Source organism: Burkholderia singularis, from assembly GCF_900176645.1.
GTDB lineage: Bacteria > Pseudomonadota > Gammaproteobacteria > Burkholderiales > Burkholderiaceae > Burkholderia > Burkholderia singularis.
The window spans coordinates 93923-114652 of the sequence record NZ_FXAN01000083.1 but is presented as its reverse complement, the minus strand read 5'-3'; the positions used below and the strand labels follow the sequence as shown (position 1 = coordinate 114652).

14 protein-coding genes are annotated in these 20730 nt (G+C 66.1%); 10 read left to right on the top strand and 4 right to left on the bottom strand.

The features are described from left to right. Positions 1 to 224 precede the first annotated feature (224 nt). The 3 genes from BSIN_RS25530 to BSIN_RS25525 form a co-directional block, all read right to left on the bottom strand. Positions 225 to 776 (bottom strand): hypothetical protein, encoded by a 552-nt coding sequence (locus BSIN_RS25530; protein WP_143757493.1) that lies wholly within the window; start codon positions 774 to 776, stop codon positions 225 to 227. Positions 777 to 945: 169 nt separating this feature from the next. Beyond that, the gene (locus BSIN_RS18475) at positions 946 to 1281 is read right to left on the bottom strand and encodes a hypothetical protein (RefSeq protein ID WP_143757492.1); all 336 of its coding nucleotides are present in this window, start codon (positions 1279 to 1281) and stop codon (positions 946 to 948) included. A gap of 1 nt (position 1282) precedes the next feature. Beyond that, positions 1283 to 1609, bottom strand: coding sequence for a hypothetical protein (locus tag BSIN_RS25525; protein ID WP_143757491.1), 327 nt, complete (start codon positions 1607 to 1609; stop codon positions 1283 to 1285). A 620-nt stretch (positions 1610 to 2229) separates the two neighbouring features. Between BSIN_RS25525 and BSIN_RS18470 the strand changes: the two genes are divergently transcribed. The 10 genes from BSIN_RS18470 (at position 2230) to nagE (ending at position 17964) form a co-directional block, all read left to right on the top strand. Then, positions 2230 to 3201 (top strand): ABC transporter substrate-binding protein, encoded by a 972-nt coding sequence (locus BSIN_RS18470; protein WP_059517720.1) that lies wholly within the window; start codon positions 2230 to 2232, stop codon positions 3199 to 3201. A gap of 132 nt (positions 3202 to 3333) precedes the next feature. After that, positions 3334 to 4230, top strand: coding sequence for an ABC transporter permease (locus BSIN_RS18465; RefSeq protein ID WP_089341529.1), 897 nt, complete (start codon positions 3334 to 3336; stop codon positions 4228 to 4230). A 1-nt stretch (position 4231) separates the two neighbouring features. Then, entirely contained in the window at positions 4232 to 5026 is a 795-nt protein-coding gene (locus BSIN_RS18460) for an ABC transporter ATP-binding protein (protein WP_089341528.1), read from the top strand. Positions 5027 to 5325: 299 nt separating this feature from the next. Further along, on the top strand, positions 5326 to 6036 hold the full coding sequence (gene imuA, locus BSIN_RS18455) for a translesion DNA synthesis-associated protein ImuA (RefSeq protein ID WP_089341527.1): 711 nt from the start codon (positions 5326 to 5328) through the stop codon (positions 6034 to 6036). Beyond that, a complete protein-coding gene (locus tag BSIN_RS18450; RefSeq protein ID WP_256583866.1) occupies positions 5969 to 7609 on the top strand; it encodes a Y-family DNA polymerase in 1641 nt (546 codons plus the stop codon). The genes imuA and BSIN_RS18450 overlap by 68 nt, the downstream gene beginning before the upstream one ends. A gap of 6 nt (positions 7610 to 7615) precedes the next feature. After that, positions 7616 to 10831, top strand: coding sequence for an error-prone DNA polymerase (locus BSIN_RS18445; RefSeq protein WP_089341526.1), 3216 nt, complete (start codon positions 7616 to 7618; stop codon positions 10829 to 10831). A gap of 452 nt (positions 10832 to 11283) precedes the next feature. After that, positions 11284 to 12387 (top strand): N-acetylglucosamine-6-phosphate deacetylase, encoded by a 1104-nt coding sequence (gene nagA, locus BSIN_RS18440; protein ID WP_059517733.1) that lies wholly within the window; start codon positions 11284 to 11286, stop codon positions 12385 to 12387. Further along, the gene (locus BSIN_RS18435; RefSeq protein WP_059517735.1) at positions 12380 to 13387 is read left to right on the top strand and encodes an SIS domain-containing protein; all 1008 of its coding nucleotides are present in this window, start codon (positions 12380 to 12382) and stop codon (positions 13385 to 13387) included. The genes nagA and BSIN_RS18435 overlap by 8 nt, the downstream gene beginning before the upstream one ends. 17 nt (positions 13388 to 13404) lie before the next feature. Then, positions 13405 to 16065 carry a phosphoenolpyruvate--protein phosphotransferase gene (gene ptsP, locus BSIN_RS18430; protein ID WP_089341525.1) on the top strand — a complete coding sequence of 887 codons (2661 nt, stop codon included), beginning with the start codon at positions 13405 to 13407 and terminating at the stop codon, positions 16063 to 16065. Positions 16066 to 16179: 114 nt separating this feature from the next. Continuing rightward, positions 16180 to 17964: an N-acetylglucosamine-specific PTS transporter subunit IIBC gene (gene nagE / locus BSIN_RS18425; protein WP_089341524.1), complete on the top strand. Its 1785-nt coding sequence runs from the start codon at positions 16180 to 16182 to the stop codon at positions 17962 to 17964. Positions 17965 to 18199: 235 nt separating this feature from the next. On the opposite strand, the gene BSIN_RS18420 is transcribed toward nagE, so the two are convergent. Then, positions 18200 to 20689 (bottom strand): family 20 glycosylhydrolase, encoded by a 2490-nt coding sequence (locus BSIN_RS18420; protein WP_089341523.1) that lies wholly within the window; start codon positions 20687 to 20689, stop codon positions 18200 to 18202. Positions 20690 to 20730: the final 41 nt, after the last annotated feature.

Here is a 20730-nt window from a genome sequence, read left to right as displayed (position 1 = left end):
GCGAGGTTTGCTACGCACATTGAACTCGGCAACGCAAGTGGATCATGACCTACTGTTTATCCTGTCCATGATGCTGCGACGCGGCGGTGTTTTTATCGATTCAGCGTAGCTCGTTATGATTGGCGAAAGGGATAGCGGCCCTGTCGATCCAGCGATCAACGAGCAACCGGTTGTTTGGCCGACCCGGTTTTCACGCGCAGGGCGTGCGTTTGCCCGTGATGGGTCTAGCGCGGCATGATAGCCATAGGCGGCACCAAACCAATACGAACTTTGACGACATCCGTTTTTATCCCTTTCTCGCAATCGTGGGTATCGGGGGAATTGCGGCCGTCGCAGCTAACTGTGAATATCGGGGATCTAAAGGGGGCGGAAATAACGACTTTGGTTTCTTTTACCCATCCCTGAGGAGCGCCGCTGGTCCTGGTGTAGGTAACCTGACCTGTTTTGCTCAGGGGCGTGCCGTCGCCGCTGCCAAAAGTGTGGTCATTCCAGTACAAACGAAAACTCCAGGAAATCTTCGCTTGACCGATGCTGCACGGATTGATTGTTATATCGATTTTGTGCGTCCGGCGGCGCGGGATGGTAAATGTGCTGGGGCCGGAATAGGTTATGCACGAATTGGAGGAGGTTTTTGTTATCTTGATCTGATATGCGGTGTTGTTCCACCATTCAACAGTGCCTGGAGTGGACGGGTCTGCATGGGCGGCATGAAATATACCCGTTGCTAATATGAGGCTTACTGGTTTTGCGAACATGGACATGAGCGCCTTGTTCATATTTCTTCCTTTGTGGTTCAATCAGTTTTTTATCATGTGATGTGGCTGATCGAAATTATTCGTTGAGCCGATGATTATTAATATGCGGGCAGCACCGCATCGACGCTGCCGCACCTTATTCGCATAAAAAGCCGGTTTGTGCGCCGTGAAAGACAGTGATGCTTGATGGTTATGGCATGAGGCGAATGAGCGAGATATCGTTTCCGGCGCAATTCGTTTGTACCGTTGCGCCGGTGGTGTAAGCCAGCGCGGCGATCTCGAGCATGGCTTTTCCATTGAATGTGTCCATGCCGTGTGCATAACCAAGCGTATTCCAGTTTTTGGACATGTCTTGACCGCTGAACAGAATGCGCGGTGTCCAGTCGCCTATATCGTATGAGATGGCGGAGATCGTTACATTCTGAGCCGGGCAGCCGGCGTCTTCTGCGTAGCAATAGCGCATTCCAATGACAAATATAAATAGCATGGCGCTGAATTGGGCAATGGCCCTCCATGATTTTTTCATTTCATTTGCTCCTTTGAGTCTGCTTGGTGGTGAGTTTAGGGATTTCGAATGTCTTGTTCTGAGCGAAAAATAAAATACGGGCCGTTTGTTTTGGTTTGCGTGGCGAAAATGGGTTGCTGTTTTGAGTTTGTGCTTGAGGAAGGCTCGTGAGGATGATTTTTCGTGAATGAAGAGTGTTTCGGTTAAGTGGTTGCGGTGACTTTTTAAACGTCTTCAGTCTAGGAAGGATGAAGGGATAATTCAATGGGACAGGTGATAAATTTGTTTGTGAAGATTGTTTTTCTGGAATTTTAAAATCCCGCAACAGTGGCCGGAAAGGAGGGTTCATTATCCGGATCTTTCATGCCGGTGATTTGGTAAGCGGGAAATCGTATTCATTGGGTCGCATTGAGGCGATGTGTGAAATTGATTTACATCGATTCATGTGCCTGCGAATTTGGCAAAAATGGGTAGGCTTGCATCGCACGCCAGCAGCCAGCATGCGGGTGCAGCGGCCATGTGCAGATACTTGTTGCTTGCGCTGTCTCGGTTGCGCGGTCGTTGATGGATGCCCCGCTAGTCGACTGCATCCGCTGCTTGTTCATTCTTCATTAGTCCTGCCCGGCGCATGCCCGCCCGTGCGGGTTCCGGAGAGGTGTTCGCAGATAAAAATCCCTTGTATAACAATCGATTGTTGCGGATACCTTCAAATCTCCCACGATGCCTTAATTTGCCGGGCTAGAATGACGCGCGGCTGAGGCGGAAGTAGGGCCGGGCGCTGCCGGCGCTGGTTCGGCCGCCGATGCAGGCGATCGCTTCAAAGCCTTGATGGGTAACGGATATTGGCAAGCGTAATATCCTTGAAAATTGGCCGTCGTTCCCCGTTTTCGGGGCCGGCGCGAGCCGCGTGCGCTCCGGAGAACGCGGCTCGCAGCGTCATGCAGAACCGAACCGGGGGAGACAAGACTCATGAAACGATTCAAGTTCGTTGCCGTTCACGCGATCGCCGCAGGCGTCGCGGCGTTTTCGATGCTCGGCGGCGCGGCCGCTCATGCGCAGACCGTCAAGGTGCTGTCGATCGTCGATCATCCGGCGCTCGATGCGATTCGCGACGGCGTGCGCGCGGAGCTGAAAGCCGAAGGCTACGGCGAGGACAAGCTGAAGTGGGAATATCAGAGCGCGCAGGGCAACGCGGGCACCGCCGCGCAGATCGCGCGCAAGTTCATCGGCGACCAGCCGGACGTGATCGTCGCGATTGCGACGCCTGCCGCGCAGGCGGTCGTCGCATCGACGAAGAGCGTGCCCGTCGTCTACTCGGGCGTGACCGATCCCGTTGCCGCGCAACTCGTCAAGGGCTGGGGGCCGTCGGGTACCAACGTGACGGGCGTGTCCGACAAGCTGCCGCTCGACAGGCAGGTCGCGCTGATCAAGCGCGTCGTGCCGAAGGCGAAGACGGTCGGCATGGTCTACAACCCCGGCGAGGCGAACTCGGTGGTCGTGGTGAAGGAGCTCAAGGAGATTCTCGCGAAGCAGGGGATGACGCTCAAGGAGGCGGCCGCGCCGCGCACGGTCGACATCGCGCCCGCCGCGAAGAGCCTGATCGGCAAGGTCGACGTGATCTACACGAATACCGACAACAACGTCGTGTCCGCTTACGAATCGTTGGTGAAGGTCGCCAACGACGCAAAGATCCCGCTCGTCGCCGGCGACACCGACAGCGTGAAGCGCGGCGGCATCGCGGCGCTCGGCATCAATTACGGCGATCTCGGGCGGCAGACCGGTAAGATCGTCGCGCGCATTCTGAAGGGCGAGAAGCCGGGCGCGATCGCGTCCGAGACGAGCAGCAACCTCGAGCTGTTCGTCAATACCGATGCAGCCGCGAAACAGGGCGTGACGCTCTCGCCGGATCTGGTCAAGGAGGCGAAGACGGTCATCAAGTGATCGCATGACGCGCGCCGCCGCGGCCGCCCTCGCGGGCGCGGCGGCGGCGCGGGCGATGCATGCGGCCGGGCGCGACGCCGGCCGGCCGCTGCTCGCAGGTTCGCCGCTTGCAGCAATAGGATTTCTTCAATCATGTCTCTGTTTTCTCTGCTGGGCGCGCTCGAAATCGGCCTCGTTTTCAGCCTCGTCGCGCTCGGGGTGCTGATCTCGTTTCGCATCCTCAACTTTCCCGATTTGACTGTCGACGGCAGCTTTCCGCTGGGCGGCGCCGTTGCCGCGACGCTGATCGCCGCAGGCTACGATCCGTTCACGTCGACGCTGGCTGCGATATTCGCCGGCGCATGCGCGGGCTTCGTTACCGGCTGGCTGAACGTGCGCCTGAAAATCATGGATCTGCTCGCGAGCATTCTGATGATGATCGCGCTCTATTCGGTGAACCTGCGGATCATGGGCCGGCCGAACGTGCCGCTCATCACCGAGCCGACGCTCTTCACGGCGCTCCAGCCTGACTGGCTGCCCGATTACGTGCTGCGGCCGGCGTTGTTGTTCGTGGTGGTGGTTGTCGCGAAGCTCGGGCTCGACTGGTTTTTCTCGTCGCAATTGGGCCTCGCGATGCGTGCAACCGGCGCGAATCCGCGCATGGCGCGTGCACAGGGCATCGCGACCGGCCGCGCGACGCTCGCCGGGATGGCGTTGTCCAACGCGCTCGTCGCGCTCGCCGGCGCGTTGTTTGCGCAGACGCAGGGTGGCGCCGATATCTCGATGGGGATCGGCACGATCGTGATCGGTCTGGCCGCGGTGATCATCGGCGAGACGCTCGTGCCCGCACGCCGGCTCGTGTTCACGACGTTCGCCGTGGTGCTCGGCGCGATTCTTTATCGTTTCTTCATCGCGCTCGCGCTCAATAGCGATTTCATCGGGCTGAAGGCGCAGGATCTGAATCTCGTGACGGCCGTGCTGGTGACGCTCGCGCTGGTGTTGCCCGCGACGCGCAAGAAGCTGTTCGCCCGCAAGACGGGAGGGGCGTGAAATGCTGTTGGCGCAAGATCTGAAATTGACGTTCAACGCCGGCACGCCGATCGAGACGCGTGCGCTGCGCGGGCTTTCGCTCGAGATTCCGAACGGCCAGTTCGTTACCGTGATCGGCTCGAACGGCGCCGGCAAGTCGACGTTCCTGAACGCGGTCAGCGGCGACCAGATGGTCGATTCGGGGAGCATCACGATCGACGGCGCCGATGTTACGCGCAAACCCGCGTGGGATCGTGCGCCGCTCGTCGCGCGCGTGTTCCAGGATCCGATGGCGGGCACCTGCGAGGCGCTGACGATCGAGGAAAACATGGCGCTCGCGCTTGCGCGCGGCGAGCGGCGCGGTTTTCGGGCGGCGCTGAACCGCACGTCGCGCGAGCTGTTTCGCGACAAGCTGCGGCTGCTCAATCTCGGGCTCGAAAACCGTTTGACCGATCGGATCGGCTTGCTGTCGGGCGGGCAGCGGCAGGCGGTGAGCTTGTTGATGGCGTCGCTGCGACCGTCGCGGATTCTGCTGCTCGACGAGCACACGGCCGCGCTCGATCCGAAGACGGCCGCGTTCGTGCTGGAGTTGACCGCGCGGATCGTCGCCGACAGCAAACTGACGACGATGATGGTCACGCACAGCATGCGGCAGGCACTCGATTACGGCGATCGCACGGTGATGCTGCATCAAGGGCAGGTGGTGCTCGACGTAGCCGGCGATGCGCGGCGCGGGCTCGACGTGCCCGATCTGCTGAAGATGTTCGAGCAGACGCGGCGTGAGCAGCTCGATGATGATGCGTTGCTGCTTGGCTGAGATCCGCCCGCGGGGCGGCGGCATGGCCGCACGGCCGTGTCGTCGGCCGCGCGCGCGGCTGGCGTGTCGCATGAAGAAGTTGCTTGCCGTGGTTCGGCGACGGCGGGTGGTTGCGGTGCGCCGGTTGGGCGGCAATCGCGCGCGAGCGGGCTTTTCGTGGGCGCGCACGTGGTTGCCTGCCAGAGTCCGCGCCGGTTTTCCGCCGCCTATCCTCTGACGAACGGTTAGTTTCGCATCGGCGTTGTGCACCGCGAGTGCGTTGCCATATACTGTATATATATACAGTTATTGGTGATGCGATGTCCGTTTCCTCCATCTCCCTCGAATCGCTCCATCCTTCGCTCTGGCGCGGCTCCCAGCTTGCGCGCAGCGGGCCGCGCACGCTCGATACCGGCTTCGCGTCGTTGTCCACCGAGCTGCCGGGAGGCGGCTGGCCCGTCGACGGGCTCGTCGAAATGCTCGTGCCGCATGCGGGTTGCGGCGAGTTGCGCGTGCTTGCGCCCGCGCTGGCCGCCGCCGGCAGCGCACGGCGGCCGCTGGTGCTCGCCGCGCCGCCGTATGTGCCGCATGCATGTGCGCTTGCCAGCCTCGGCATACCGCTTGATGCGTTGCTATGGCTGCGCGCCGAACGCGGCGGGGACGCGCTGTGGGCGGCCGAGCAGGCCCTCAAGACCGGCTGCTGCGGAGCGCTTTTGCTTTGGCAGCAGGACGTGCGCGTCGAGGCGCTGCGTCGCTTGCACGTTGCCGCCGCCCGCGCGGGCGACACGCTGTGCGTGGTGTTCCGGCCGCCGTCGGCGGCGCGGCAGCCGTCGCCCGCGGTGCTGCGCGTCGCGCTTCATCCGGCTGCAGGCGGCGTGTCGGTCGAGATCGTCAAGCGTCGCGGGCCGGCGCACGGCGCGCCGCTCGTGCTCGAATTGCCGTCGCCCATCGTGGAGAGCCGCTATGCGCGTCTTGCTCGCTATCCATTTGCCTCGTCTGCCGCTCGACGTGTGCGTACCGCAGTCGCTTGAGCGCGTTGCGGGTTGCGGGCGCGGCGTCGATGATGGGGCGGCTGCAAAGCGTGAGTTTGCAACCAGGCATGGGCAAGCGGCAAAACGCAACCTTGCGGGGCCTGGGCACGACACCGGAAGCCAGCGCGCCGCGGGCTGCGTGGTGCTCGAGCAAGGCGTCGTGCTGATCGCCGACGCGTGCGCCGGTGCGCGTGGTGTGCGCGTGGGCATGAAACGCGGCGGCGTGCTGACGTTATCGCCCGGCACGCGGCTCATCGAGCGCGATCCACTGCGCGAGGCCGATGCGTTGCGCGCCGTTGCACTCGCGTTGCTGAGGTTTTCGCCCTGTGTGGCGCTCGAAGACGAAGCAACGCTGATCGTCGATGTCGGGGCGAGCTTGCGTTTGTTCGGCGGTTTGCCGTCGTTGTGCCGGCAGGTGCGGGCGACGCTCGCCACGCTCGGTTATGCGTCGCGCCTCGCGGCCGCACCGACCGGGGGCGGCGCATGGCTGCTTGCGCGAGCGCCGGATGGCCGGTGCGCCCGGCGCCGCGTCACGCGTCTTGCGTCGCTCGTGCGCGCGCTCGATGCGCTGCCATGCGAGCTGCTGCCCGGTGCGCGTCCGTATGCGGACTGGTTGCGCGGCCTCGGCTGCCGCACGCTTGCCGATCTGCGCCGCTTGCCGCGTGCGGGGCTGCAGCGCCGTTGCGGCCCCGCGCTCGTCGCCGCGCTCGATCGGGCTTATGGCGATGCCGCGGAGTTGCATGCGTGGCTGCCGGTGCCGCCTGTCTTCGACGCACGGATCGAGTTGCCGGAGCGCGTCGACTATGCGCAGGCAGTATTGTTCGTCGCACGCCGGCTCGTCGTGCAGCTATGCGGCTGGCTCGCCGCGCGGCAATTGTCATTGGCGGCAATGACATTTGCGCTCGAGCACGAGCGCGGCCGGCAAGCGGTGCCGCCGACATCGCTGACGCTCGCGTTTGCCGAGCCCGCGCGCGACGAAACGCACTTCATGCGCGTGCTCGGCGAGCGGCTCGCGCGGCTCGCCCTGCCTGCCGCGGTGATTGCGGTGCGGTTGACTGTCACGCGCGTCGAATCGGTCGCGCTGAGCGCCGGTGATCTGTTTCCCGAGCCGGGCCGCACACGCGAGGCGCGGGCGCGGCTTGTCGAACTGCTGAGCGCGCGGCTCGGTGCGGACAGCGTGCTGCGTGCGGCGCCCGCTGCCGATTATCGGCCCGAGGCGGCCAACCGCTGGGTGCCGCTGCATACGCCGGCAGCCAAGTCGGCCGGAACGCCGGCGGGCTCGCCTGCTGCGGCGTTTGCCGCATCGCCCGCCGCGCCGCCGCGTCCCGCATGGCTGCTGGTCGAGCCGTTGCTGCTCGAAACGCAAGAGAACCGGCCGGTTTACCGCACGCTGCTCAGGATCATGTCGTCGGCCGAGCGTATCGAGGCGGGCTGGTTCGATGGTCAGCTGGTCGAACGTGACTACCATGTCGCGCAGGACGCCGCAGGCGCGTGCTATTGGGTCTACCAGGAACGCGTGAGCAGCCGCGGCGGCGCCGGGCCGCGCTGGTTTCTGCACGGCCTTTTCGGGTGAGCGGCGATGGACGGAGCCTCGTTCCATCGCTTGCCCGACTATGCGGAGCTGTTCTGCCGGTCGAATTTTTCGTTTCTGTGTGGGGCATCGCATGCGGAGGAACTCGTCGAGCGCGCATTGCAACTCGGCTATCGCGGCATCGCGATTACCGACGAGTGCTCGCTCGCGGGCGCGCCGCGCATGCATGCCGCGGCGAAGGGGAAGAATCTGCGGCTCGTCGTTGGCGCGTACTTCGATGTGACGCCGGACGATGTCGAACCCGGCCGCGATCCGGGGCCCGGCGCGTTCGGCCTCGTGCTGCTCGCGCAGAACCGCGAGGGCTACGGTAACTTGTCCGAGCTGATCTCATGGCGGCGGATGAGCGCGCCGAAAGGCACATACCGGCTGACGCCGAGCATGCTGGCTGCACCGCCGCTGGCGTTCGCGCATTTGCGCGGCGTGCCCGACTGCTTCGCGATCCTCGTGCCGACGTATCCGGCTCGTGCCGATGTGCTCGATATGCAACTCGCCTGGTTCGACGCGCTGTTCGGCACGCGTGCGCGGCTCGGACTCGTGCGGCTGGAGCGCGCGCTCGACGGCGCGCATCGCGACGAGGTTCGCGCGGCCGGCGCGCGGCGCGGGATGCACGTCGTCGCGCTCGGCGACGTGACGATGCACGTGCGCTCATGCAAACCGTTGCAGGACGCAATGACGGCGATCCGGCTCGGCATGCCGATCGCGGAATGTGGCTACGCGCTTGCACCGAATGCTGAGCAGCATTTGCGTGCACGTCCTCGGCTGGCGCAGTTGTTCGACGCCGCCGAGCTTGCGCAAACGTGCCGGATATTGGACGCGTGCCATTTCTCGCTCGACGAATTGCGCTATGAGTATCCGCACGAGATCGTGCCGGCAGGGCACACGCCCGCGAGCTACCTGGAGCAGCAAACCTGGGCGGGCGCGCGCAAGCGCTATCCTGAAGGCATACCGGACAGGGTGCGCCGGAGCATCGAGTACGAACTCGGCTTGATCGCCGAGCTGGAATACGAGCCTTATTTCCTGACGGTCTACGACATCGTCCAATATGCGCGCAGCCGGAACATCCTGTGCCAGGGCCGGGGTTCGGCGGCGAATTCGGTCGTCTGTTATTGCCTGCACGTGACCGAGGTGGACCCCGACCGGAGCACGACGCTGTTCGAGCGTTTCATCAGCCGCGAGCGCGGCGAGCCGCCCGATATCGATGTCGATTTCGAGCATCAGCGCCGCGAAGAAGTCATCCAGTATCTCTACGAGAAATACGGCCACGATCGCGCCGCGCTCGCCGCCGCCGTTGCGACGTACCGCCCGCGCGGCGCGCTGCGCGAGACCGGCAAGGCGCTCGGCGTCGATCCGATGCTGATCGAGCAGGTGGCCAAAGCGCACCGCTGGTTCGACGGTAGCGACGATCTGCTCGCGCAGTTCGCGCTGGCGGGGCTCGATCCGGATACGCCGCTGATTCGGGCTTGGGCTGCGCTCGCCGCGCGGCTGCTCGGTTTTCCGCGCCATCTGTCGCAGCATTCGGGCGGCTTCGTGATCAGCCGCGGCAAGCTCACGCGGCTCGTGCCGGTCGAGAACGCGGCGATGGACGGGCGGCGCGTGATTCAGTGGGACAAGGACGATCTGGAGTCGCTCAGGCTGATGAAGGTCGACGTGCTCGCGCTTGGGATGCTGTCGGCGCTGCATCGCGCGTTCGACATGATCGACGCGTGGCGCGGCAAGCGCAACGGCAAGCCGTTCGGGATGGACAGCATCGTGCAGGACGACAAGGCGACCTACGACATGATCTGCCGCGCCGATACGGTCGGCGTATTCCAGATCGAATCGCGTGCGCAGATGGCGATGCTGCCCAAGCTCAGGCCGCGCAAGTATTACGACCTGGTCGTCGAGGTGTCGATCGTGCGGCCTGGCCCGATCCAGGGCGGCGCGGTGCATCCGTATCTGCAGCGGCGCCGGATCAAGTCCGGCGAGGAGCCGGGGCAGATCACGTATCCGAGCGCCGATCTCGAGAAGGTGCTCGAGCGCACGCTCGGCATTCCGATTTTCCAGGAACAGGTGATGCAGATCGCGATCGTCGCGGCCGGCTTCACTCCCGGCGAGGCAGACGAACTGCGCCGCGCGATGGCTTCGTGGAAGCGCAAGGGCGATATTGCCAAATATCGGAAAGAAATCATCGACGGCATGCTCGAGCGCCAGTATTCGCGCGAATTCGCTGAGCAAATCTTCGAGCAGATCAAGGGCTTCGGCGAATATGGCTTTCCGGAGAGTCATGCGGCGAGCTTCGCGCATCTCGTCTATGCGAGCAGTTGGCTCAAATGCCACGAGCCGGCGATCTTTCTTGCCGCGCTGCTGAACAGTCAGCCGATGGGCTTTTATCCGCCTGCGCAACTCGTGCAGGACGCGAAGCGCCATCGCGTGACGGTACTGCCGGTCGATGCGACGAAAAGCGGCTGGCACGCCTCGCTCGAGGCACTGCCCGGCAGCCCGCCGCCCGATGGCCAACCGGCGGTGCGACTCGGGCTGTCGCTCGTGCGCGGGCTAGGCGAGGACGCGGCGCGGCGGATTGAGGCGGCGCGCGCGGCGGGGCCGTTTGCGAGCGTGGACGAGCTGGCGCGCCGCGCGAGCCTGACACGCCGCGATCTCGAGGCGTTGGCCGCCGCGAACGCGTTCGCGACGCTCGCCGGCAATCGCCGCGACGCGCTGTGGCAGGCGGTGGCTGCGGCGCCGGAGCGCGGCCTGCTTGCCGCCGCCCCGATCGATGAGCCGGTAAGGCCCGCGCTTGGCGTGCCGACCGAAGCTGAAGACATTCACGCCGACTACCGAACCATGGGGCTCACGCTGAACCGGCATCCACTCGCATTGTTGCGCGCAGTGCTCGATGCGCGGCGGCTGTCTTCCGCTCAGGCGCTGCGCGCGTGCCGCGATGGCCGGCTTGCGCGCGCATGCGGGATCGTGACGGCGCGGCAGATGCCCAGCACCGCGAAAGGTGTACTGTTCGTCACGCTGGAGGACGAGACGGGGTGCGTAAACGTGATCGTCAAGCCCGAGCTGCTTGAGCGGCAGCGCCGCGAGACGCTCGATTCGCAGCTGCTGGCGGTGTCGGGCGTCTGGCAGAGCGATCATGGCGTCGCGCACCTGGTTGCGCAATATCTCGAGGATCTGACGGCGCTGCTGGGCGACTTACGGACGTCGAGCCGCGAGTTTCATTGAGGCCCCATATCGGCCGATGTGGAGGCTGATATGGAGGCCGATACGGTGGCCGGAACGTGGAGCATACCAATTCATACCAGTGCTCCAATATCGGTGCGATTTCGGTTGCTATCTCGTAAAAATCCCGCCCTTCGAGATCACACCGCGAATACATATTTTTATATGTTCGGGTAAATACCTAGCCTGCAATCCCCTGTAAATAAAGGGTTAAAGGCCGCGCAAACCCTTATGCCGCAACGCTTTACGGCCTCGTGCGGTACGCGCCGGGGTCAAATTGACTGGTATTATTTTGGTTATATAATGGCCTCGCCTTTCGACGGGCGGCGTCTGCCGTCGCGATTTCGTCAGCCGAGCTGTTGTGCCGATGTGCGAGACTGAGCATACGCGCGTGCGGCCGGTTTTCTTCCTCTCGCACATCTGACGCACGCCGACCCGATCCTGAAGAGAACATCATGCTGACCGGAAACATACTCACTGCCGAAGGCTGGATTCACGGCACGATCGAGTTCGAGAACGGCCGAATCACGGCGCTGTCGGGCGCCGCGACGGACCCGTCGAAGAACGACGCGCCTTACATCCTGCCCGGTTTCATCGATCTGCACGTGCACGGCGCGGGCGGCGCCGATGTCATGGAAGGCGGCGATGCGATCGAGACGATCGTCCGCACGCACGCGCGCTACGGCACGACGAGCCTGCTGGCCACGACGATGACGGCGCCGCGCGACGAACTCAAACGCGTCGTCGCGGAGCTTGGCGGCGTCGCGCGCGCGCGCACGCCGGGCGGCTCGCGCGTGCTCGGCGTGCACCTCGAGGGGCCGTACATCAACCCCGGCAAGCTCGGCGCGCAGCCGGACGCCGCCGTCTCGGCCGTGCTCGACGAAGTGCTCGATTACCTGTCGATCGCGCCGATCCGCGTCGTCACGCTCGCGCCGGAGATCGCCGGCCATATCGAGATCATCTCGGAGATGGCCGCGCGCGGCGTGCGCGTGCAGCTTGGCCATTCGCTCGGAACCTACGACGACGCCGTCGCCGCGCTCAAACACGGCGCTTGCGGTTTCACGCATTTGTTCAACGCGATGTCGCCGCTGCATCACCGCAATCCGGGGCTCGTCGGCGCGGCGCTCGCGCATGCGGAGTACGCGGAGATCATTCCCGACCTGCTGCACGTGCATCCGGGCGCGATTCGCGCGGCGCTGCGCGCGATTCCGCGCCTGTACGTCGTCACCGACAGCACGTCGGCCACCGGCATGCCCGACGGCGAATACCGGCTCGGCAGCCAGCACGTGACGAAGTGCCTGGGCGGCGTGCGGCTTGCCGACGGCACGCTGGCGGGCAGCACGCTGACGATGGACCAGGCGTTGCGCAACCTCGTGTCGCTCGGCTTGCCGATCGCCGACGTGTCGAACCGGATGTCGCGCTATGCGGCCGATTATCTGGGCCTTGCCGATCGCGGCCGCATCGCGCGCGGCGCATGGGCCGATCTCGTCGCGCTCGATCGCGATCTGAACCTTACCGCGACCTACGTCGAAGGAGAATCGATTGTCGAATATGCTTAACGAGGCGCGCGAGTCCGCGCAGGTCGTCGCCGCGCAACTCGCGGACACGAGCCTCGTCGAGGCGCTCGCCCGGCGGCTTGCCGAGCGCGCGCCGCAAGTCGCGCTGAGCGTGGCGCGCGGCAGCTCCGATCACGCGGCGAGCTATTTCGCAAGCCTGACGATGAGCCGCGTCGGCGTGCCGGTCGCATCGCTGCCGATGTCGGTCGCGACGCTGCAGCAGGCGCCGCTGAAGGTTCAAGGCCAGCTCGCGCTTGCGTTTTCGCAATCGGGCAAGAGTCCCGATCTCGTCAATACGATGTCCGCGCTGCGCGACGCGGGCGCGCTGACGGTCGCCGCCGTCAACGTGCTGCCGTCGCCGCTCGCCGATGCCTGCGAGTATCGGCTGCCGTTGCTGGCCGGCCCCGAGCTGTCGGTTGCCGCGACGAAAAGCTATATCGCGATGCTGTCGGTTGCCGCGCAACTCGTCGCGTTCTGGCAGCGCGACGCCGCGCTCGTCACCGCGCTGCGTGCTCTGCCCGACGTGCTCGTTCAGGCGGGCCGGCTCGATTGGTCGTGCGCTGTCGGAGAATTGCGCGACATCGAGCGGATGATCGTGATCGGCCGCGGGCTTGGTCTTGCGATCGCGCAGGAGGCGGCGCTCAAGTTGAAGGAGACGTCGGGCATCCAGGCCGAGGCGTTCTCGAGCGCCGAAGTGCGGCACGGTCCGATGGAGCTGATCGATCGCGACTATCCGCTGCTGGTGTTCGCGTTGCCCGGCCCCGAGCAGCAGGGTTTGTTGCAGCTTGCGCGGGACATGCGCGCGCGCGGCGCGCGCGTGCTCGTCGCGGCGCCGCCGGGTACGCCCGAGGCGACGCTGCCGCTCGCGGGCACCGCGCATCCGGCGCTCGATCCGATCGCCGCGATCCTGTCGTTTTATGTCATGGCGGCCGAGTTGGCCGCCGCTCGCGGCCGCGATCCGGACACGCCGCGCCATCTGCATAAAGTCACCGAAACACATTGACGAGACGAGACCGCCCCATGAGACGCGCCGAGGAGTTCCAGTTGAAGCAGCCGCCCCACGATCAGACCATCCTGCTCGCTCCGCTGACGGGCCCTGTCGTGCCGCTCGCCGACGTACCCGATCCGGTGTTCTCGGGCGGCATGTTCGGCGACGGCATCGGTATCGATCCACTCGAGGGCCGGCTCGTCGCGCCGTGCGCGGGCATCGTGTCGCACGTCGCGCGCACGGGCCACGCCGTGACGGTCACGTCCGACAGCGGCGCCGAAATCCTGTTGCATATCGGCATCGACACGGTCGAGCTTGACGGGCTCGGTTTCACCGCGAAAGTGGCCGCAGGCACGCGCGTTGCGGCGGGCGATCTGCTGATCGAGTTCGATCAGGATCTGGTCGCGCGTTCGGCGCCGAGCCTCGTATCGGTGGTCGCGATCGCCAATTCGGATGCGTTCGAAATCGTCGAGCGCGCGGGCGCGGGTGTCGTGAAGGCGGGCGCCGGACCACTCCTCACGCTGCGCGCGCGCGGCGGCGCGGCGGTCTCGGCGGGCAACGCGGCAGCCGCAAGCGATGCCGGCGAGGCGGCTGGCCTGGTTGCCGGCGCGTATGCGGGGGGCGGCCAGCCTGCCACGGCCGAATTGCCCGAGGTGCGCCGGTCGATCACGCTCACGCAGCCGGGCGGCCTGCACGCGCGCCCGGCCGCGCGCGCGCGCGAAGCTGCGCGCGGGCTCGATGCGCAGGTCGACGTGCACTTCGACGGGCGCCGCGCGGCGTTGCAAAGCGTCGTCGGGCTGCTCGGCCTCGGCGCGGGAGAAAACGCGACGATCGAGCTGGTCGGCACGGGCCGCGATGCGGCGCGGGCGGTCGAACTCGTCGCACACGAGCTGCTGCGCGAAGCGCATGGCGAAGCCGAGGAAAAGCCGGCGCGCGCGGCGTCGCCGGCACCGGCCGCCGCGCCTGTCTTTGCGGCGGCACGTGCGCCGCTCGATCCGAACACGCTCGCGGGCGTATGCGCGTCGCCCGGCATTGCGGTCGGCGCGCTGGTGCGTTGGGACGACGCCGACGTCGCACCGCCCGAACTCGCGGCCGGTACGCCGGCCGCCGAAAGCCGTCTGCTCGACCGCGCGCTCGCCGCTGTCGACGCGGAGCTGGAGGCGACGGTGCGCGAAGCATCGCAGCGCGGCGCGGTCGGCGAGGCGGGTATCTTCTCCGTGCATCGCGTGCTGCTCGAGGACCCGGCGCTCGTCGATGCCGCGCGTGACTTGATCAGTCTCGGCAAGAGCGCGGGCCACGCGTGGCGCGAGACGATCCGCGCGCAGATCGCGGTGCTGTCCGGCGTGGATGACGCGCTGCTCGCCGAGCGCGCGGCCGATTTGCGCGACATCGACAAGCGCGTGCTGCGCGCGCTCGGCTATACGAGCGCAACCGCGCGCGAATTGCCCGCCGAAGCGGTACTCGCGGCCGAGGAGTTCACGCCGTCCGATCTCGCGTCGCTCGATCGCGAGCGCGTGACGGCGCTCGTGATGGCGCGCGGCGGCGCGACATCACACGCGGCGATCATCGCGCGGCAGCTCGGCATTCCGGCGCTCGTCGCGGTCGGCGACGCGCTTTTCGCGATTCCGGAGCACACGCAGGTCGTCGTCGATGCGAGCGCGGGCCGCATCGAATATGCGCCGACCGAGCTCGACGTCGAGCGCGCGCGGCTCGAGCGCAAACGGCTTGCCGGCGTGCGCGAGGCGAATCGCCGGATGTCGGGCGAGGCCGCGGTGACGCGTGATGGCCGCAAGATCGAGGTGGCCGCGAACATCGCGACGCTCGACGATGCCCGCATCGCGCTCGACAACGGCGCCGATGCGATCGGCCTGTTGCGCACCGAGTTGATGTTCATCCACCGGCAGGCCGCACCGACGACGGCCGAGCATCGGGACAGCTATCAATCGATCGTCGATGCGTTGCAGGGCCGCACGGCGATCATCCGCACGCTGGACGTCGGCGCCGACAAGGAAGTCGATTACCTGACGCTGCCGCCCGAGCCGAATCCGGCGCTGGGCCTGCGCGGAATCCGGCTCGCGCAGGTGCGCCCCGATTTGCTCGACGATCAGTTGCAGGGCCTCCTCGCGGTGCAGCCATACGGCTCGGTGCGAATCCTGTTGCCGATGGTCACCGATGTAGGCGAGCTGGTGAGGATCAGAAAGCGCATCGACGCGTTCGCGCACGCGATGGGCCGCACGGCGCCGGTCGAGGTGGGTGTGATGATCGAGGTGCCGTCGGCGGCGCTGCTCGCCGATCAGCTCGCGCAGCACGCGGATTTTCTGTCGATCGGCACCAACGACCTGACCCAATATACGCTCGCGATGGACCGGTGCCAGGCGGATCTCGCCGCGCTCGCGGACGGCCTGCATCCGGCCGTGCTGCGGCTGATCGACGCGACGGTGCGCGGCGCGGACAAGCACGGCAAGTGGGTCGGCGTGTGCGGCGCGCTCGGCGGCGATCCCGTCGCGGTGCCGCTCCTGGTCGGTCTCGGCGTGACGGAGCTGTCGGTGGACCCGGTGTCGGTGCCGGGCATCAAGGCGCGCGTGCGCGGTCTCGATTACCCATTGTGCCGTCAGCGCGCGCAGGATTTGCTCGCGCTCGAATCGGCGCAGGCGGTAAGAGCGGCAAGCCGCGAGATCTGGCCGGCGGACTGAGCAGCGTCCGGCGTTGCGTTGATCGCGGGTGTAGTGTTGCGGGGTATTTCAGCATCAATCAGCATGACTGAATAAATTATTCGACGACGAGACATCAAAGGATTGGAGGATCGAATGGACGGGAATCCGTTTCTGAAAATACAGAGCCTAGGCCGAGCGCTGATGCTGCCGATCGCGGTGCTGCCGGTGGCGGGCATCTTGCTGCGTCTCGGGCAGCAGGACGTGCTCAACATCAAGATGATCGCCGACGCGGGCGGCGCCATCTTCGACAATCTGCCGCTGCTGTTCGCGATCGGCGTTGCAGTCGGCTTTGCGAAGGACAACAACGGCGTCGCGGCGCTCGCGGGCGTGATCGGCTATCTGATCGAAGTCGCGGTCATGAAGGACATCGATCCGAAGCTGAACATGGGCGTGCTGTCGGGGATCATCGCGGGCGTGGTCGCGGGGCTTCTGTACAACCGTTACAAAGATATCAAGCTGCCCGATTACCTGGCGTTCTTCGGCGGCAAGCGCTTCGTGCCGATCATCACCGGACTCGTGTGCGTGGTGCTCGGGATCGTGTTCGGCTATGTGTGGCAGCCTGTGCAGCACGCGATCGACGCGGTCGGCCAGTGGTTGTTGACGGCGGGCGCGATCGGCACGTTCGTCTACGGCTTCCTGAACCGTCTGCTGCTTGTCACGGGCCTGCATCACATCATCAACTCGCTCGTCTGGTTCGTGTTCGGCACGTTCACGCCAGCCGGCGGCGCGGCAGTGACGGGCGATCTGCACCGCTTCTTCGCCGGCGATCCGGGCGCGGGCAGCTTCATGGCGGGCTTTTTCCCGGTCATGATGTTCGGCTTGCCCGCCGCTTGCCTCGCGATGTTTCATGAGGCGCCGAAGGAGCGGCGCGCGATCGTCGGCGGGCTGCTGTTCTCGATGGCGCTGACCTCGTTCCTGACGGGCGTGACCGAGCCGATCGAGTTCAGCTTCATGTTCCTCGCGCCGGTGCTCTACGTCATCCATGCGGTGTTGACGGGCTTGTCGCTCGCGATCTGTCAACTGCTCGGCGTGAAGCTCGGCTTCACGTTCTCGGGCGGCGCGATCGACTACGTGCTGAATTACGGGCTGTCGACGAAGGGCTGGGTGGCGATTCCGCTCGGGCTGGCGTATGGCGCTGTGTATTACGGGTTGTTCCGCTGGTTCATCCGCAAATTCAATATGGCGACGCCGGGCCGCGAGCCGGCTGGTGCCGATGCGCAGGCCCAGTCGTTCGCGGCAGGCGGCTTCGTCGCGCCGGCGGCGGGGGCGGCCGTGCCGCGCGCGCAGCGCTACATCGCGGCGCTTGGCGGCGCGGCGAATCTGTCGGTCGTCGATGCATGCACGACGCGCCTGCGTTTGTCGGTCGTCGATCCGGACAAGGTGTCGGAAGCCGATCTGCGGACAATCGGCGCGCGTGGTGTGCTCAAGCGTGGCGGCAGCAGCGTGCAGGTGATCATCGGGCCGGAGGCGGATCTCATCGCCGACGAAATCCGCACGGCCATTAGCGGTGGCGCGGGCGTTGCCGGTGCTGCGGCTTCGGCAGCGGTCCCGGCCGCGGCGGCCGACTCGGCGCCGATGGCCGGTGCATCCGCGAGCGCGCAGACCGGGCCGCTCGATCCGGACCCGGCGCGCTGGCTCGCGGTGTTTGGCGGTGCAACCAACGTGGCGGCGCTCGACGCCATTGCGGCGACGCGGCTGCGCGTGGTCGTGCGCGATCCGTCGGCGGTCGATCGTCAGCGTCTCGCGGCGCTCGACGTCGCGTGGGTGGCGGCCGATACGTTCCATATCGTCTGCGGACCGTCGGCATCGCGCTATGCGCAGTATCTGGCGGCGCGTCTGCCGTCGACGGGCGGCGGCGCGGCGGCTCAGCCGGCTTGATGCCGCGCGCGTAGGGCGCGGTTCCCGTGTGGGTGGGGCGCAGGGGCCGCGAGCAGTGAGCAAGAGCGGTGACGGCCATCCGAGGCCCGTCACCGCTCTTTTGTTTTTCAGCCAGGGCTGCGTGGCGCTTCCGGCGTCCGGCCGCCGCTGACGTCTCGATCGGCCGGCGCTCGGCCGGCACGGGCCGAGCCATTTATCGGCCCGGCCCCGTGTACCGCCTATCCGCGCATCACTTTCACTCGTTCGTCAGCACGAACGTCGGCTCCCGATACCCAATGCCCGCACGCTGCAGCTTGGCGAGTTCGCGCTGCGTGAGCACCGTCGCGAAGCCCGCCCAGTCGCGTTCGAGCGCGGCCTTGTCGACATGATGGGTGTCGCCGAGCTTGTAGCGCACGCCCGCCGCGTAGGGCAACTCCCAGTCCGCCTTGTGCCACGCGCGTTCGGCGAGCGCGAGAAGCCTCGGGTATGCCATGTATTCGAGCAGCCGGTCGTTACGCATCACTTCCCCCCAAGCCTGCCCCTGGATGCCTTCGATTCGCGGTGCGGCGCCGGTGCCCGTCACGTCGAACGGATTGCCGTCGCGATCGCCGAACAACTCGGCGTTTTGCGGCAGGTTTTCCGGCGCGAAGGAGAACACCTTGTACTCGTCCGTCGCATGCGAGCCCCAGTAATAGCCGCGTTCGCGCGGGTTCGTCGTGTACGGGAAATCGAAGTACAAGTAGTCGGGCAGCGCGAGCACGGTCTCGTAGCCCTTCGCGCTCCAGTCGCGTGCGCTGTCGGCCGCGCCCCAGAATACGGTGTCCCACAGCGACACCATCACGTGCTTCGTGCTGAAGTCCTGCGGACCGTTCGCATGCTTGAGACCGTCCTGCCAAGCGGCCATCGTGCCGATGCCGTTGGCGGCGACGATCGCGCTGACCTGTTTCGCGAAGCGCGTGGGCAGCTCGTCGATCGACTTGATCTCGCCACGCTGCAACAGCGCATTGCACATCGGCGAGCGGGCCCACGGCTTGTCTTGAGCGGCGAGGTCGACGCGCCCCTTGCCGGGATCGGTCCCGTCGAGCGCCTGGAATCCGGCGCCGAGCAGGATGTTCTTCGCCTCATCGCCGCCGAAGTGCCAGGTAGCGAGCGGCGCTTGCGCGTCGGCGTGCATCGCGGCGATTTCGCGGATCACCTTCGATGCGAAGTTCAGCGCGCCGGGCACGCACGGATTCAGATCGCTGCGCCTGTCGTAGAACTGAACCGTCGTGAGCCGCGACGTGTCCTGCGGATCGAGCAGGCGGTATGCGTTCGCCTCCTGTTCGCGGCCGGCGGCGTGCAGGCGCCGATAGCGCGCTTCCATCGTCACGACGGCCGCGCGCGAGTGCGCAGGCATGTCGATTTCGGGGATCACGTCGACAAAGCGGCTGGCCGCATAGCGCAGCAAGCCGATGTAGTCGTCGCGCGTCAGATAGCCGCCGCCTGAGCGGTTATCGGGCCCCGAGCCGAGTTGCGGCAGCAGGCAGCGCGTTTCGCTCGGATCGTGGCAGCGGCGCGCGCCGATCTCGGTCAACTCCGGCAGCCCCGGAATCTCGATTCGCCAGCCTTCGTCGTCGGACAGATGCAGGTGCAGCCGGTTGAGCTTGTACGCGCTCATCTGGTCGATCAGGCGGCGCAGCGTCGCGGGATGCTTGAAATTGCGCGCGAGATCGACGTGCATTCCGCGGTGCGGGAAGCGCGGCGCGTCTTCGACGAGCATCGCGGGAATCCGTCCGCCGCCTGCGGGCGTGAGCGAAAAGAGCGTCTGCACGCCATAGTAGAGGCCGGCGGTATCGTAGCCTTCGATAAATGCGCCGCGCGGGCCGATCGTGAGCCGGTAGCCGCCCGGCACCGCGATATCGGCGGGCAGTCGGCGCGGCGCGAGCATGCCCGCGACCGGCGCGCCGTTCGCACTGTCGAGCCCCAGCGTGCCGGCGCGCTCGCGCAGCGCGGCGACGTGCGTGGGCGCGAGATCCGGCAGCATCAGCGCGACGCCGCGCAGTTCGAGCGCGCCGCCGAGCGCGCGCTGGCGCTTCACGCTAGGCAGCGCGCGGCTCGTGACCGGCTGCGCGGCCACGGCCGGCGCGTTGCCGGCCGAGTTGCTCTGCGCATCGGCGGGCAGGGATTCGACGTAGCGCGTTTCGTCGTCGGTGTCGTTGTAGCGGAGCACCGCGGGCGCCGCGCCGGCGACGACGACATACGGTCGAGGCAGCACGTCGCTGTAGCGCAGGAACCAGTATTCGGCGACGAACGGCAACTCGACGCGCTCGCCTGGCGCGAGTTTGAGCGCGCCCGCTTGCGGCGTCAGCTCGTACAGATCGCCCGTCAGGTGGCGCAGCGTGAAGCCTGGCCGATCGATCTTGAAGAGCCGGCGGATGCTGTGCAGATAGAGCCGCCAGCCGCCGTCCGTGATGAGCTGGCGGCCGCGATTTTGCAGGATCAAGCGGCCGGTCGCGCAGCTTGCCCAGTCGGCGCCGAGATTCGCGCACGGCACGCCGGCCGATGCAGCGTGGTTGTTGTCGATGGCGACACGCAGCGCGAGGCTGTTCGACAGCAGAGCCGCAAGCGTGCCGGGCACGACGGGGCGTGCTGGGCTCGCCGCCGGGCCGGCGGTTTCGGGCGCGGCAAGCTGCGCGGGCGCGGCGACCGGCAGCAAAGTGGCCACGGCCAGCCAGCCGGCACCAAAAAGACGGGGAATCAGGTTCATGTGGAGTCCTTGGAAAAGGTACGGCGATACGACGCCGTTGG